This is a genomic window from Amycolatopsis australiensis (assembly GCF_900119165.1).
GTDB lineage: Bacteria > Actinomycetota > Actinomycetes > Mycobacteriales > Pseudonocardiaceae > Amycolatopsis > Amycolatopsis australiensis.
The window spans coordinates 6,961,880-6,974,966 of record NZ_FPJG01000006.1 but is presented as its reverse complement, the minus strand read 5'-3'; the positions used below and the strand labels follow the sequence as shown (position 1 = coordinate 6,974,966).

Genomic DNA, 13,087 nt, shown 5'->3' with positions numbered 1-13,087 from the left:
GGTTACGGTGAACCTCCGGAGGGGAACCATGAACGGGCACGACGACACGGCCGAAGGGGCGCTGCTGGCCCACCTCGCCGACGCCGATCGCGAGTACCTGCTCGGCCGCGGCACCCGGCGGCGGTTCCGGGCCAACGACGTCGTGCTCATGGAAGGCGACCCGTCCGACCACGTCCACGTGCTGGTCTCCGGCTGGGTGCGCGTCTCCGCCATCGTCGAGGACGGCCGCGAAGTGCTCTTCGGGCTCCGCGGCCCCGGCGAGGTGCTCGGGGACCTCGCGGCCGTGACGGGGCGGCCGCGGTCGGCGTCGGTGCGGGCGATCGAGCCCTGCACCGTGTTCCAGCTGACCGGGCCCGAGTTCGTCGACGTCCTGCACACCCGGCCCGCGATCGCCGTCGCGACGATCAAGACGGTAGCGGCCCGGCTCCGCGACGCCGAGTCGGCCCGGGTCGACGCCGCCGCCTTCGACGTCAGCCGCCGGGTCGCCGTGCACCTGGTCCGCCTGGCCGAGGAACACGGCAGGCCCGTCCCGGACGGCGTGCTCATCGAGGGCGCGTTCTCGCAGGAGGACATCGCCGCGCAGATCGGCGCGGCGCGGCGGACCGTCGCGCGGGCGCTGCGCGTGCTGCGGGAGCGCGGGATCGTCGAGACCGGCCGCCGCCGGATCCTCGTCCGCGAGCCGCGCGTCCTGCGTGCCTTCGCCCGTTCTGAGCCGAACGGCACACACCGCCCGTGACAACCGGCCTCTGAACCGGCGCCGCCCCGGCGCGATCCTGGACCCGGCCGGAAAAGAAAACGATGCCGACCGGCCGGATTCCCTTTTCGAGCGAGGCCGGACGGCGGCCGTGGCGAATTGGTTTCCCGCCGCGTTGTCGGCCGTTCTCCGCCTCGACCGGGTTCAGCGAGGAGGAGGTGTGTGATGGAGAGCCACTCGATCTGGGCGCTGATCTTCGGCGCGAACTGACCGCGGTGTCCCCGGCCGGCCGGCTCGTGGGGGGCCGGCCGTCCGGGTATTCCGCGAACCTTCGCGGTAACGTGGGCGTTCCATTCCAGCGCCTTTCCGGAAAGGGGCGAAAATGACGTCGGGGGCCGCTTTCCCGTTCGTGCGCGAGCTCAACGAGCTGCGCCGCGGCCGCGGGCTCGACGCCGCCGACCTGCACCAGCGGATCGGCCCCTGCCTGCGTGCGAGCTGCGGGATCACGGCCGCCGACCAGCCGTCGGCGGCCCGGCAGAAGCTCGTGCTGCGCCTCACCGAGGTGTGCGGACGGCTCCCGTCCGACCTGCGGCTGGCCGCGCTGGCGGCGCTCGGCCTGCACGAAGAAGCGGCGGGCGAGTTCCTCGACCGGCGGATCTCGTGGCTGGCCGGGGTCCTGGACCGCGACCCGCGGACCGCCCGCCGCCGGATCGACCTCGCGTTCCGCCGGCTCGACGAGCTGCTCGGCGCGCCCGCGTCGCCGCGCGACCGGCACCCGCTCGCCGGCTGGTACGTCGAGTCGGCGAAGGCGACGTTGCGGCTCGACCGCCGGCCGCCGGAGCTGCAGGAGGAACGCCGGATCGTCGCGGAGGTCGACGAACTCGACGAGCTCGTGCTGTCGTTCAGCGTGCCGGCCGAGCCGGGCAGCGACCCGGCGCCGGACATCACCGCCGACGTCCTGTTCGGCGGCGAGATCGTCGAAGCACGCCAGGTTTCGGCGAGCCACGCGCAGTTCGTCATGCGGCTGCCGAGCCCGCTGCGGCTCGGCCGGCGCCACGAGTACGGCATCCGGTTCGTGCCGCGGCGCACGACGCTCCGGCCGTATTACGTGATGACGCCGTTGCGCCGGTGCGAGGAGTTCTCGGTGCGCGTCCGGTTCGACCGCGACCGCCCGCCGTCCCGGGTGTGGCGGCTCAACGGCGTGCCTGGCCGTGTGATCGACGACGGCGCCGGCTCCGGGGACGCGCTGACGGTCAACCGCGTCGGCGAGGTCGGGCTCGAGTTCCACGACCTGCACCAAGGGCTGAGTTACGGCCTGCAGTGGTCGGCCGGGGGTCCGGATACTGGGACACGGAATACCGGCCCGGGCGGCGGGTTGGCACCGTCGTAGCCGAGCGGAAGGGGCCCGTGATGAGCACGTTCACCCAGGAGTGGCAGGACTGGAAGACCCGCCGGGAGGCGGACCTCGCGGCACCGCACGGCTGGCTGGCGCTGGTGTCGCTCGACTGGCTGGACGAGACGCCGCGCGAGTACCCGGGCATCCCGGGCCGCTGGTGGCAGGACGAGCAGGCGGCGTACGTGGACCCGGCCGGCGCGTCACTGGCGCACGAAGGCGAGCCGATCACGGAGGTCCACCGGTTCGAGCTGGTGAACAGCGGCGCGGGCACGCGGGTGCTGTCCGGCGACGTCGAGATCGAGGTGGCCCGCCGCTCCGGGTACCTGATCCGCGTCCACGACCCGAAGGCCGAGGCGGTGCGCGCGTTCCATGGCGTGCCGGCGTACGAGCCTTCGCCGTCGTGGGTGCTGCAGGGCCGGTTCGAGCCGTTCCCCGAGCCGCGGCCGACCACGGTGGGTGCGGTGGTCGAGGGTCTGAGCCATGTGTACACGGCGCCCGGCGTTGTGCACTTCACGCATGAAGGCGCGTCGCACACGCTGACGGCGTTCAACGGCAAGGACGGCGGGTTGAGCATCCTGTTCACGGACGCGACGAGCGGGGTGACGACGTATGTGGCGAACCGGTCGCTGCCGGTCGGCGCGCCCGGCCCGGACGGGACGGTGACGCTGGACTTCAACCGGGCGGTCAACCTGCCGTGCGCGTTCACGGACTTCGCCACGTGCCCGCTGCCGCCGGCGGGGAACCACCTGCCGTTCCCGGTGGAGGCGGGGGAGAAGATCCCCTACGAGCGCGGGTGACGGCGGTTCCGCCGGGCTGAATTCGCTCCGAGCCACGGCCAGGGACTTCGAGGCGGCTGCTGCGCGGCCGGGCACCACGACCGACGGCTGCGCTACCGGCCTCTTCCGTGGATCACGGCTGCGGGAACGCAGGGCCGCGCCTCACCAGCCGCGCTCTCGCCACTCCTTCAGCTTCGGCCGCTCCGCGCCCAGCGTCGAATCGTCGCCGTGGCCCGGGTAGAACCACGTCTCGTCCGGCAGTTCGCCGAAGATCCGGGACTCCACGTCGCCCAGCAACGACGCGAAGTCCTCCGGCGACGTGGTCCTTCCCACGCCGCCGGGGAACAGCGAGTCCCCGGTGAACAGATGCGGGTGTCCCGACGGGTCGCGGTACAGCAGCGCGATCGATCCCGGCGTGTGACCGCGCAGGTGGATCACCGACAGCGTGACGTCGCCCACCGTCAGCGTGTCGCCGTGCTCCACCAGGAAGTCCGGGGGGACCGGCAGCGGCTCCGCGTCCAGGGGGTGGGCCGCCGTGTTCGCGCCGTTCGCTCCCGCCACCGCTCCCAGCGCCTGCCAGTGGTCCTGGTGCTGGTGGGTCGTGACGATCGTGCGCAGCGCCGGGCGGTCCGGGCCGTGGCCGATCAGGTCCGAGATGCGCTCCGGGTCGTTCGCCGCGTCGATCAGCAGTGCTTCGTGCGACTCGCGGCACACCAGCAGGTACGTGTTGTTGTCCATCGGGCCGACGGACAGCTTCGTGATCGTCAGCGCGTCCAGGGTCCGGCGGGCGGCGTCGCCGCCCGGGTCGACGTGCCCGGTGTAGGTCTCCACGATGTTCACCGTGCACACGGTAGTCGTTTCACTCCAACCGGTTCCACCCGCACAGGCACCCGGCCGGGCCGCCACGTAGGCTCTCGGGCAGCCCCCGCCAGCCGACCTCAGGACGACCGTGCCCACCTCCCCGACGCCGCGCCGGATCAGCTGGGACCTCCTCCGCGTCGTCGCCGTCTTCGCCGTCATCCTCGGGCACGTCACCCACCAGGGCGCACTCCTGCATCCCGAGCTGACCGGCTACCCCTTCCGGGTGACAGCGCAGTTCGGGGCCGCGATCCTGCTCGTGATCTCCGCCTTCTTCGTCTGCGCCAGCCTGCGCAAGGGCCAGCCCGGCCGGTGGCTGTGGAACCGCGTCGCGCGTCTCGTGCCCGCGTACCTCGTCGCCGTCCTGGTGACCTACGTCGTGACGCGGTGGGCCGCCATCTCCTTCAGCGGCCTGCCCTACCCGCCCGGCGTCACCGGGTTCCTGTTCGGCGTGCCGCAGGGCCCGCCGGCGAACCCGTCGCCGTGGTACATCCCGACCTGGCTGGACCTGCTCGCCAACCTCGGCATGGTGCAGGAGTGGGGCGTCCGCTCGGACACGTTCTACTACCTGGACGGCTCCTACTGGACGCTGCCGGTCCAGCTGCTCGCCTTCACCGGCGCGGCCCTGCTGTGGCCGCGCTCGTGGCGCACCCACCGGGTGACCGTCGCGCTGCTGTGGGCGCTGATCCTCGTCCCGCTCCTGCTGCGCTTCGCCGTCTTCCCGCCGGGCACGGCCGGCCGGCTCGTCGAGACCTGCTTCTACGGGCTCGGGCTGCACCGGCTGCACGTCTTCGCGGTCGGCGTCGCGATCTGGCTGTGGGCGCAGCGGCGGCTCCGCACCTGGCACGCCGCGCTGTTCGTGCTCGCCGCCGTCGCCGCGCAGGACCTGCAGGTCTTCCCGTTCCACGTCGCGCTGCCGCAGGACGCCCAGCGCTGGCCGTCCACGATCGGGTTCGCCGTGCTCCTGCTGCTGGTCTGCGTGGCCGCCCGCGGGCCGGACTGGCGGTTCCCCGGACTGGCCAGGATCGCCCCGGCCGTCACCTGGCTCGCGGGCATCTCGTATGGTCTTTACCTGGTGCACCAGGAACTGGGCTACATCCTGGCCCGCGCCCTGCTCGACCTAGGCCTCCCCGGCTGGCTGCGGCTCCCCGCGGTCGTCGGCGCCGCCGTACTGGCCGGCTGGGTGGTCACCGCGGGGGTCGAACGCCCGGCCCACCGGTGGCTCACCAGCCGTCGAAAGCCCGAAGAACCGCAGGCCAGAGACGCGGAACCAGTTTCTGTCGGTGGTGGCTCGTAGCATGGATCGCGGCCGCCCGCGCAGCTTGAGACCGGGCCGGCGACCGCAACCGAGAATGACTTGAGAGGACCCTGGCGTGGCTGATCGCCTCGTTGTTCGCGGCGCCCGCGAGCACAACCTCCGCGGCGTGGATCTCGACCTGCCCCGCGACAGCATGATCGTGTTCACCGGCCTGTCCGGGTCCGGGAAGTCGAGCCTCGCCTTCGACACCATCTTCGCCGAAGGGCAGCGCCGCTACGTCGAGTCGCTGTCGGCGTACGCCCGCCAGTTCCTGGGGCAGATGGACAAGCCGGACGTCGACTTCATCGAGGGCCTCTCGCCCGCGGTGTCGATCGACCAGAAGTCCACCTCGCGCAACCCGCGCTCGACCGTGGGCACGATCACCGAGGTCTACGACTACCTGCGCCTGCTCTACGCCCGCGCCGGCAAGGCGCACTGCCCCAAGTGCGGCGAGCCGATCAGCAAGCAGACGCCGCAGCAGATCGTCGACCAGGTGCTCGCGATGGAAGAGGGCACCCGGTTCCAGGTGCTCGCGCCGGTGGTGCGCGGGCGCAAGGGCGAATACGTCGACCTGTTCGAGAACCTCCAGCAGCAGGGTTACGCGCGCGTGGTCGTCGACGGCGCGGTGTACCCGCTCACCGAGCCGCCGAAGCTGAAGAAGCAGGAGAAGCACCAGATCGGCGTGGTGATCGACCGGCTGACCGTGAAGGCGGCGTCGCGCCAGCGGCTCACCGACTCGGTCGAGACGGCGCTGCGCCTGGCCGACGGCCTGGTCGAGCTGGAATTCGTCGACCTGCCCGAAGGCGACCCGCACCGCGTGCGCGGCTTCTCCGAGAACCTCGCCTGCCCCAACGGCCACCCGCTGGCCATCGAGGACCTCGAGCCGCGCTCGTTCTCCTTCAACTCGCCCTACGGCGCCTGCCCGGAGTGCACCGGCATCGGCATCCGCAAGGAGGTCGACCCGGAGCTGGTGGTGCCGGACGACGAGCTGTCGCTGGCCGAGGGCGCGATCGCGCCGTGGTCGGGCGGGCAGAGCGCGGACTACTTCATCCGGCTGCTCGAGTCCCTGTCCGAGACCATCGGCTTCCGGATGGACACGCCGTGGCGGCGGCTGCCCGCGCGCGCCCAGAAGGCCGTCCTGCACGGCGTCGACGAGCAGGTGCACGTCCGCTACAAGAACCGCTACGGCCGCCAGCGGTCGTACTACGCGAACTTCGAAGGCGTCATCCCGTTCCTCGAGCGGCGCCAGGAGCAGACCGAGTCCGAGTACATGCGCGAGCGGTACGAGGGCTACATGCGCGAGGTGCCGTGCCCGGCCTGCCAGGGCACCCGGCTCAAGCCGGAGATCCTCGCCGTCACGCTGCAGCACAAGACCCGCGGCGACATGTCGATCGCCGAGGTGTGCGCGCTGTCCATCGCCGAGGCGTCGCAGTTCCTCGACGAGCTGGAGCTGGGCCCGCGCGAGGCGATGATCGCCGGCGCGGTGCTCAAGGAGATCCAGGCCCGGCTGCGCTTCCTGCTCGACGTCGGCCTGACGTACCTCTCGCTCGACCGCGCGTCGGCGACACTTTCGGGTGGTGAAGCCCAGCGCATCCGGCTCGCCACACAGATCGGCTCCGGGCTGGTGGGCGTGCTGTACGTGCTCGACGAGCCGTCGATCGGCCTGCACCAGCGCGACAACCACCGGCTGATCGAGACCCTCACCCGGCTGCGCGACCTCGGCAACACGCTGATCGTCGTGGAGCACGACGAGGACACGATCCGCTCCAGCGACTGGGTGGTCGACATCGGCCCCGGCGCCGGCGAGCACGGCGGCCACATCGTCCACAGTGGACCGTACAAGAAACTGCTGAAGAGCAAGGAGTCGCTGACCGGGCAGTACCTGTCGGGGCGGCGCAAGATCGAGATCCCGGCGATCCGGCGGCCGATCGACAAGAAGCGGCAGCTCACGGTCGTCGGCGCGCGCGAGCACAACCTGCGCGGCCTCGACGTCTCGTTCCCGCTCGGCTGCCTGGTCTCGGTGACCGGCGTGTCCGGCTCGGGCAAGTCGACGCTGGTGAACGACATCCTCGCGACGGTGCTGGCGAACAAGCTCAACGGCGCCCGCCAGGTGCCGGGGCGCCACACGCGCGTGAACGGCCTGAACAACGTCGACAAGCTCGTGCGCGTCGACCAGTCGCCGATCGGGCGGACCCCGCGGTCCAACCCGGCCACCTACACCGGCGTCTGGGACCACGTGCGCAAGCTGTTCGCCGCCACCACCGAGGCGAAGGTGCGCGGCTACCAGCAGGGCCGGTTCTCGTTCAACGTCAAGGGCGGCCGCTGCGAAGCGTGTGCCGGCGACGGCACGATCAAGATCGAGATGAACTTCCTGCCGGACGTCTACGTCCCCTGCGAGGTCTGCAAGGGCGCGCGGTACAACCGGGAAACCCTCGAGGTGCACTACAAGGGCAAGACCGTCTCGGACGTGCTCGACATGCCCATCGAGGAAGCGGCGGAGTTCTTCGAGCCGATCAAGGCCATCCACCGCCACCTGCAGACGCTGGTGGACGTCGGCCTCGGCTACGTCCGCCTCGGCCAGCCCGCGCCGACGCTGTCCGGCGGCGAGGCCCAGCGCGTCAAGCTGGCCAGCGAGCTGCAGAAGCGCTCGACCGGCAAGACGGTGTACATCCTCGACGAGCCGACGACCGGCCTGCACTTCGAGGACATCAGCAAGCTGATCGGCGTGATCAACGGCCTGGTCGACAAGGGCAACACGGTGATCGTGATCGAGCACAACCTCGACGTGATCAAGACCTCCGACTGGATCATCGACATGGGCCCGGAGGGCGGCTCGGGCGGTGGCACGGTCGTGGCCGAGGGCACACCCGAGCACGTCGCCGGGATCGAGGAGAGCTACACGGGCCAGTTCCTGCGCCAGGTCCTCGCGGCGGAGTAGCGGGTACTCATGGCTGCTTCCCGGTGGTCTGGTGGACCACCGGGGAGAGCGGGCCGAAGTGCAGTGCCCGGATCCGGAAGGCCGACTTCTCCTCCCCGGGCAGCAGCGGCAGCGTGCAGGTCGTCACGTCCGGGTCGGTGACCTCGACCGGGTCGAAGTCCGGTGCGCCAGGCCGCCGGATCTCCAGCAGGAACCCGGCTTCGTCCGGGGAGCGGTCGGCCCACGTGAACGTCACCGTGTCGCCCGATACCGCCGTGCGCAGGTCCGTCGAGACCGGGCCGGTGAACGGCTGTTCCCGGTAGTAGAACGGCGTCTCCGGGATCAGGTCCGGGTGGTGGTAGCTCGTCGCGTGCGGCGGCAGGAACCGCAGCGTCGTCCAGGGACCGGCCGGGTCGTTCGCGTACTCGACGCGGTGGCCGGCGCCGTCGTCGGGCCAGGTGAGCACCACGTCGGTGGGGGAGGTCAGCCTCGCCGTGAAAGCCGGCGGCGGCGCCGTGGCACAGCCGGCGGCCAGCAACGCCACGGCGAGAAAGGGCTTCACGGACACAGCGGCTCCCGGGAACTGACGGGGGCGGCGGTGCGAACGTCGCCAGCTTAGGAACGCGTCCGCACGGCGACAAGATCGTGCCGGTCACCGGAACACGCCCATCCGGCCGCGCGCCGGCGCTGAACCGTTTCCCGCGACCGTCCGTGTTCCCGGTGTCGAGGTCCGCCGGACGGCGGTGCCGCCCTCACCGAGGAGAGAAACGCCATGAACCGAATCCGGCCGGTCGTCGTCAGCGCCGTCGCGCTCGCCGCCGTCGCCACGTTGTCGGCCTGCAGCGAGATGGCCTCCGGGGCGCAGGGGCCGGAACACGGGCAGCCGGGGCACAAGATGCTCTCGGCGGGCACGGTCACCGGGCTCGGCGCGGTCGTCACCGACGCCGACGGCCGGACGCTCTACCGGTTCGACAAGGACTTCTCGCAGCCGCCGACGTCCAACTGCGACGGCGAATGCGCGGCGGCCTGGCCGCCGGTGCTCGCCGGGGTCGCCACGCCGATGCTCAAGGGCATCCAGGAGACCCAGGTCGGCACCGTGACCCGCAAGGACGGCAGCAAGCAGCTGACCCTCAACGGCTGGCCGCTCTACCAGTTCGCGGGCGACAAGGCGCTCGGCGAGGCGAACGGCCAGGGCGTCAACGGCACCTGGTTCGCGATCGCCCCCGACGGCAGCAAGATCACCGCGTCCCGGGCGGGCGGGTCCTGAGCACGACGGTTTTCCGGGCAGCACGAGGAAGGACGGGCAGCCGATGAACACCATGGTCGCGCTGCGCTCGACGCACGCACCGCCGGTGGCGCCGAGGGTTGCAGTACTGTCCTCGCCGACTCAGAACACCGTCGGGAGGACGAGGGTGGCGATCGGAGGCAGGCGGCCTAAGAAGGCCAAGGGCGAAGACCTGATTCGGCAGCTGTACGCCGAACACGGCCGGAGCCTGCTGGCCTACGCGACGAGGCTGACCGGTGATCGGGCGGCGGCCGAGGACGTGGTCCAGGAGACGCTGGTCCGCGCGTGGAAACACGCCGACGACCTGCAGAACGACGGGAAGGGTTCGGTGCGCGGCTGGTTGCTGACCGTCGCGCGCAACCTGGTCACCGACCGGGCCCGCGCCCGGGCGGCGCGGCCACAGGAAGTGGCCGAACCGGCCGAAGGCGTGCCGACCCCGGCCGTCGAGCGCGACCACGCCCAGGGCGTGGTCGACTCGATGACCGTGCTCGGCGCGATGGACGGCCTGTCGAACGAGCACCGAGAGGTCCTGGTGGAGATCTACTACCGGGGACGGACGGTGGCCGAAGCGGCGAGAACACTGGGCGTCGCACCGGGTACCGTGAAATCACGGTCGTACTACGCACTGAGAGCACTGAGAGCAGCGATGATTTCGAGCGGAACGGAGGTGGCGCGATGAACTCGGTCGACGAGAGTCACACGCAGCTCGGCGCGTACGCCCTCGGCGCGCTCGACCCGGCGGAGGCGGCCGACTTCGAACGGCGGCACCTGCAGACCTGCGCGCAGTGCCGGTTCGATCTGAACGACCTGGTCGCCCTGCGCGACTCGCTCGACGAGGTGCCGCCCGAGGCGTTCCTCGACGGGCCGCCCGAAGGCGGCGACCTGCTGCTGCAGAAGACCCTGCGCCGGGTGCGCGAAGAAGAAGCGGCGGCGCCGGCCCGCTCGGGCCGCTCTGGCCGCTCGTCCCGCCGGGGCCTGGCCCTGGTCGCCGCGGCGGTGCTGGTGGTGGCCGCGCTCGGCGGCGGCATCCTGGTGGGGCGGCAGACGTCGTCCACCGACATCGCGGTGCCGATTCCGTCGACGGTGGTGCCCGGGACGAAGGACGTGCGGGCGACCGACTCCGCGACCGGCGTGCAGCTGGCCGCGTCGGTGAGCCCGTTCCAGGGCTGGGTCCGGGTGAACGTGGCGGTGAAGGGCGTCCAGGCCGGGGAGAAGTGCCTGCTGCAGGTCACGACCAAGGGCGGCCGGGCCGTGACGGCCGGCAGCTGGCAGGTGTCCGAGAAGTGGGAGAGCCAGGGTTTCTCGCTCGACGGGTCCGCGCTGGTCGCGCCCGACGACGTGAAGTCGGTCGACATCGTCACGGTGGACGGCCGGAAGCTGGTCTCCGCGCAGGTCTGACGAGCATGACGGACGCGCGCTACCGGTTCCGCAGCGAGTGGCTGCTGCCCGGGATCGCGCCCGGGCGGGTGTTCGGCGCGGTCACCGACGTCGCCGGCTACCCGCGGTGGTGGTCGGACGTCCGCGCGGTGCGCCGCGTGGACGACGACACCGCCGAGCTGGTCTGCCGGTCCCGGCTCCCGTTCCGCCTGGTCGTCCGGATGCACCGCGACCACCAAGACGAACGGGCGGGCCTGATGCGGGTCCGGCTGAGCGGCGACCTCGACGGGGTGCTCGCGGGAGCGGTCCGCGCGGCGGGCGCGGGCACGCTCCTGGAGATCACCCAGGAAGTCCAGGCTCGCAAGGAGCTGCTGCGGCGGCTCGACGCGGTGGCCCGGCCGCTGTTCCGCGCGAACCACGCGCTGATGATGCGGCGGGGCCACCGCGGCCTCCGGACCTACCTGTCCTGACCCCGGTCCCGAGCGCCCCAATGTGGCCTTCGGTGCGTCAGACGCACCCAAGGCGGCCTTCGGTGCGTGGGACGCAACCAAGGCCGCCTTGGGGCGCTGGGGGTCAGGCTTGGCCGGCGACGCAGACCTCGGGAGCCGGCACGCGGCGGGAGCGGCGGGTCAGGACCAGCGCGCCCAGCGCCACCGCGGCCAGCAGGAAGCCCGCGCTGACGCCGTACGCCAGCCGGAATCCCGACGCCAGCGCCTCGCGGTGGTCCACTCCGGACAGGCTCGACGTCCGGGCCGCCGCCACCGTCGCCAGCACCGCCGTCCCGATCGCCGCGCCCACCTGCTGGGTCGTGTTGATCAGGCCGGAGGCCACGCCCGCGTCCGCGCCGTCGACGTCCGACATCGCCAGCCCCATCAGCGCCGGGAGTGCCGCGCCCGCGCCGAGGCCCATCACCAGCAGCGGCGGCAGCACACCGGTGAAGTAGTCGTCGCCGGCCTGGGTCAGCAGCAGCAAGCCGGCGATCACCAGCCCCAGCCCGGACAGCAGCACCGCCCGCCGGCCGAACCGCGCGGCCAGCTTGTCCGCGAAGCCCAGCGACGCCACGGCGATCACCAGCGGCACCGGCAGGAACGCGACGCCGGTGCGCAGCGCGTCGAGGCCGAGCACCTGCTGCAGGTACAACGCCGTGACGAACTGGAAGCCCAGCATCCCGGCGACCATCAGCACCATCACCAGGTTCGCGCCGGTCACCGCGCGGATCCGGAACAGCCGCAGCGGCAACAGCGGCGTACGCGCCTTCGCCTGCCGCACGACGAACGCGGCCAGCAGCCCCAGCGCCGCCACCTGCGCCCCCCACGCCGACGACGAGATCCCGTACACCCCGAGCATCACGGCCGCGGTGACCAGCACGGCGCCGAGCACGTCCAGACCCGCGCGCAGCCCGGTGCCGCGGTCGGGCTCGACCACGCGGACCGCCAGCAGCAGCGCGGCCACGCCGATCGGCAGGTTGACGTAGAACGTCCAATGCCAGCTCAGCGCCTGCGTCAGCGCCCCGCCCGCGATGAGCCCGATCGACGCGCCCGCCGCCTGAGTGAAGCTGTACACGCCGATCGCCTTCGCCCGCGCCCGCGGCTCGGGGTACATCGTGACGATCATGCCCAGCACCACGGCGGAGGCGAGCGCCCCGCCGACGCCCTGGACGAACCGCGAGACGACGAGCACCCCGGCGTCCGTCGCCAGGCCCGCGACCAGTGACGCCGCTGTGAAGAGGCCGAGCCCGCCGAGGAAGACGCGACGGCGGCCGGCCAGGTCGCCGAGCCGCCCGGAGATCAGGAGCAGGCCACCGAAGGCGACCAGGTACGCCGTGACCACCCAGGCGAGGCCGGCGGGCGTGAAGCCGAGGTCGGCCTGGATGGCCGGCAGCGCCACCGCGACGATGCTGCTGTCGAGCACGACCATCAGCGACGCGGCGCACAGCACCGCCAGTGCGAGGCCGCGGGAGCGGGTGGGATGGTTCTCGGCCATGTGAGGCCCCTCCAGTCGAGTGTTCTCCCTGGTCGTTGCCAGGGCACTTCTTGTAACAGTGCCCATCATGTGTGACCATGGGGGCGCCCGGAAGGAGGCACTTTCATGTCCCAGGGGAACATCGATGTACCCGTCCAGGTCACCGAGATCGACCCGGAGAAACTCGACGTCTGCACGGTGCTGGAGGTCATCAACCGGATCAGCGGCAAGTGGGCGATCGGCATCCTCCTGGAGGCCATCCGCGGGCCGGTGCGGTTCACCGAGCTGGAGCGCTCGGTCGAGGGGATCAGCCGCCGGATGCTGACCCTGACGTTGCGCAACCTCGAGCGGGACGGCCTGCTGAAGCGCACGATCTACCCCACGGTCCCGCCACGGGTGGAGTACGAAGCCACGCCGATGGCCAAAGAGCTGTACCAGTCGCTGAACGGCCTGCTCGGCTGGGCGGAACGGCACCGCGACGACATCGCCGCGGCGCGCGTCGCCTACGACGCCGTCTGAAGACGG

13 protein-coding genes are annotated in these 13,087 nt (G+C 71.8%); 10 read left to right on the top strand and 3 right to left on the bottom strand.

Annotated elements, in window-relative coordinates; all coding sequences use genetic code 11:
• Positions 1-28: 28 nt before the first annotated feature.
• The 3 genes from BT341_RS33900 to BT341_RS33890 all read left to right on the top strand — a co-directional run bounded on the left by BT341_RS33900 (position 29) and on the right by BT341_RS33890 (position 2,887).
• Complete coding sequence (locus BT341_RS33900) at positions 29-736, top strand: Crp/Fnr family transcriptional regulator (protein WP_072480123.1); 708 nt, start codon at positions 29-31, stop codon at positions 734-736.
• Between the two features lie 340 nt (positions 737-1,076).
• Entirely contained in the window at positions 1,077-2,084 is a 1,008-nt protein-coding gene (locus BT341_RS33895; RefSeq protein WP_072480122.1) for a hypothetical protein, read from the top strand.
• A 20-nt stretch (positions 2,085-2,104) separates the two neighbouring features.
• Positions 2,105-2,887, top strand: coding sequence for a DUF1684 domain-containing protein (locus BT341_RS33890; protein ID WP_072480121.1), 783 nt, complete (start codon positions 2,105-2,107; stop codon positions 2,885-2,887).
• 141 nt (positions 2,888-3,028) lie between these two features.
• Here the strand turns inward: BT341_RS33890 and BT341_RS33885 are convergent, their stop codons facing one another.
• Positions 3,029-3,706 carry an MBL fold metallo-hydrolase gene (locus BT341_RS33885; RefSeq protein WP_072482332.1) on the bottom strand — a complete coding sequence of 226 codons (678 nt, stop codon included), beginning with the start codon at positions 3,704-3,706 and terminating at the stop codon, positions 3,029-3,031.
• A 109-nt stretch (positions 3,707-3,815) separates the two neighbouring features.
• On the opposite strand from BT341_RS33885, the gene BT341_RS33880 reads away from it, so the two are divergent.
• Both BT341_RS33880 and uvrA read left to right on the top strand, forming a co-directional pair.
• Complete coding sequence (locus BT341_RS33880; protein ID WP_072480120.1) at positions 3,816-5,021, top strand: acyltransferase family protein; 1,206 nt, start codon at positions 3,816-3,818, stop codon at positions 5,019-5,021.
• A gap of 76 nt (positions 5,022-5,097) precedes the next feature.
• Positions 5,098-7,959, top strand: coding sequence for an excinuclease ABC subunit UvrA (gene uvrA / locus BT341_RS33875; RefSeq protein ID WP_072480119.1), 2,862 nt, complete (start codon positions 5,098-5,100; stop codon positions 7,957-7,959).
• A gap of 7 nt (positions 7,960-7,966) precedes the next feature.
• On the opposite strand, the gene BT341_RS33870 is transcribed toward uvrA, so the two are convergent.
• Positions 7,967-8,506: a fibronectin type III domain-containing protein gene (locus BT341_RS33870; RefSeq protein ID WP_072480118.1), complete on the bottom strand. Its 540-nt coding sequence runs from the start codon at positions 8,504-8,506 to the stop codon at positions 7,967-7,969.
• A gap of 204 nt (positions 8,507-8,710) precedes the next feature.
• Between BT341_RS33870 and BT341_RS33865 the strand changes: the two genes are divergently transcribed.
• From BT341_RS33865 to BT341_RS33850, 4 genes are all read left to right on the top strand, one after another.
• Positions 8,711-9,205, top strand: a complete 495-nt coding sequence (locus BT341_RS33865; RefSeq protein WP_072480117.1) for a hypothetical protein — start codon at positions 8,711-8,713, stop codon at positions 9,203-9,205.
• 145 nt (positions 9,206-9,350) lie between these two features.
• Entirely contained in the window at positions 9,351-9,902 is a 552-nt protein-coding gene (locus BT341_RS33860) for a sigma-70 family RNA polymerase sigma factor (protein ID WP_026469270.1), read from the top strand.
• A complete protein-coding gene (locus BT341_RS33855) occupies positions 9,899-10,621 on the top strand; it encodes an anti-sigma factor family protein (RefSeq protein WP_072480115.1) in 723 nt (240 codons plus the stop codon). Before BT341_RS33860 ends, BT341_RS33855 begins: the two co-directional genes overlap by 4 nt.
• Before the next feature lie 5 nt (positions 10,622-10,626).
• Positions 10,627-11,070, top strand: coding sequence for an SRPBCC family protein (locus BT341_RS33850; protein ID WP_072480114.1), 444 nt, complete (start codon positions 10,627-10,629; stop codon positions 11,068-11,070).
• A 103-nt stretch (positions 11,071-11,173) separates the two neighbouring features.
• Here BT341_RS33850 and BT341_RS33845 read toward each other — a convergent pair whose 3' ends face one another.
• Entirely contained in the window at positions 11,174-12,583 is a 1,410-nt protein-coding gene (locus BT341_RS33845; RefSeq protein WP_072480113.1) for a DHA2 family efflux MFS transporter permease subunit, read from the bottom strand.
• Positions 12,584-12,688: 105 nt separating this feature from the next.
• Between BT341_RS33845 and BT341_RS33840 the strand changes: the two genes are divergently transcribed.
• Positions 12,689-13,081 (top strand): winged helix-turn-helix transcriptional regulator, encoded by a 393-nt coding sequence (locus BT341_RS33840; protein WP_072480112.1) that lies wholly within the window; start codon positions 12,689-12,691, stop codon positions 13,079-13,081.
• Positions 13,082-13,087: the final 6 nt, after the last annotated feature.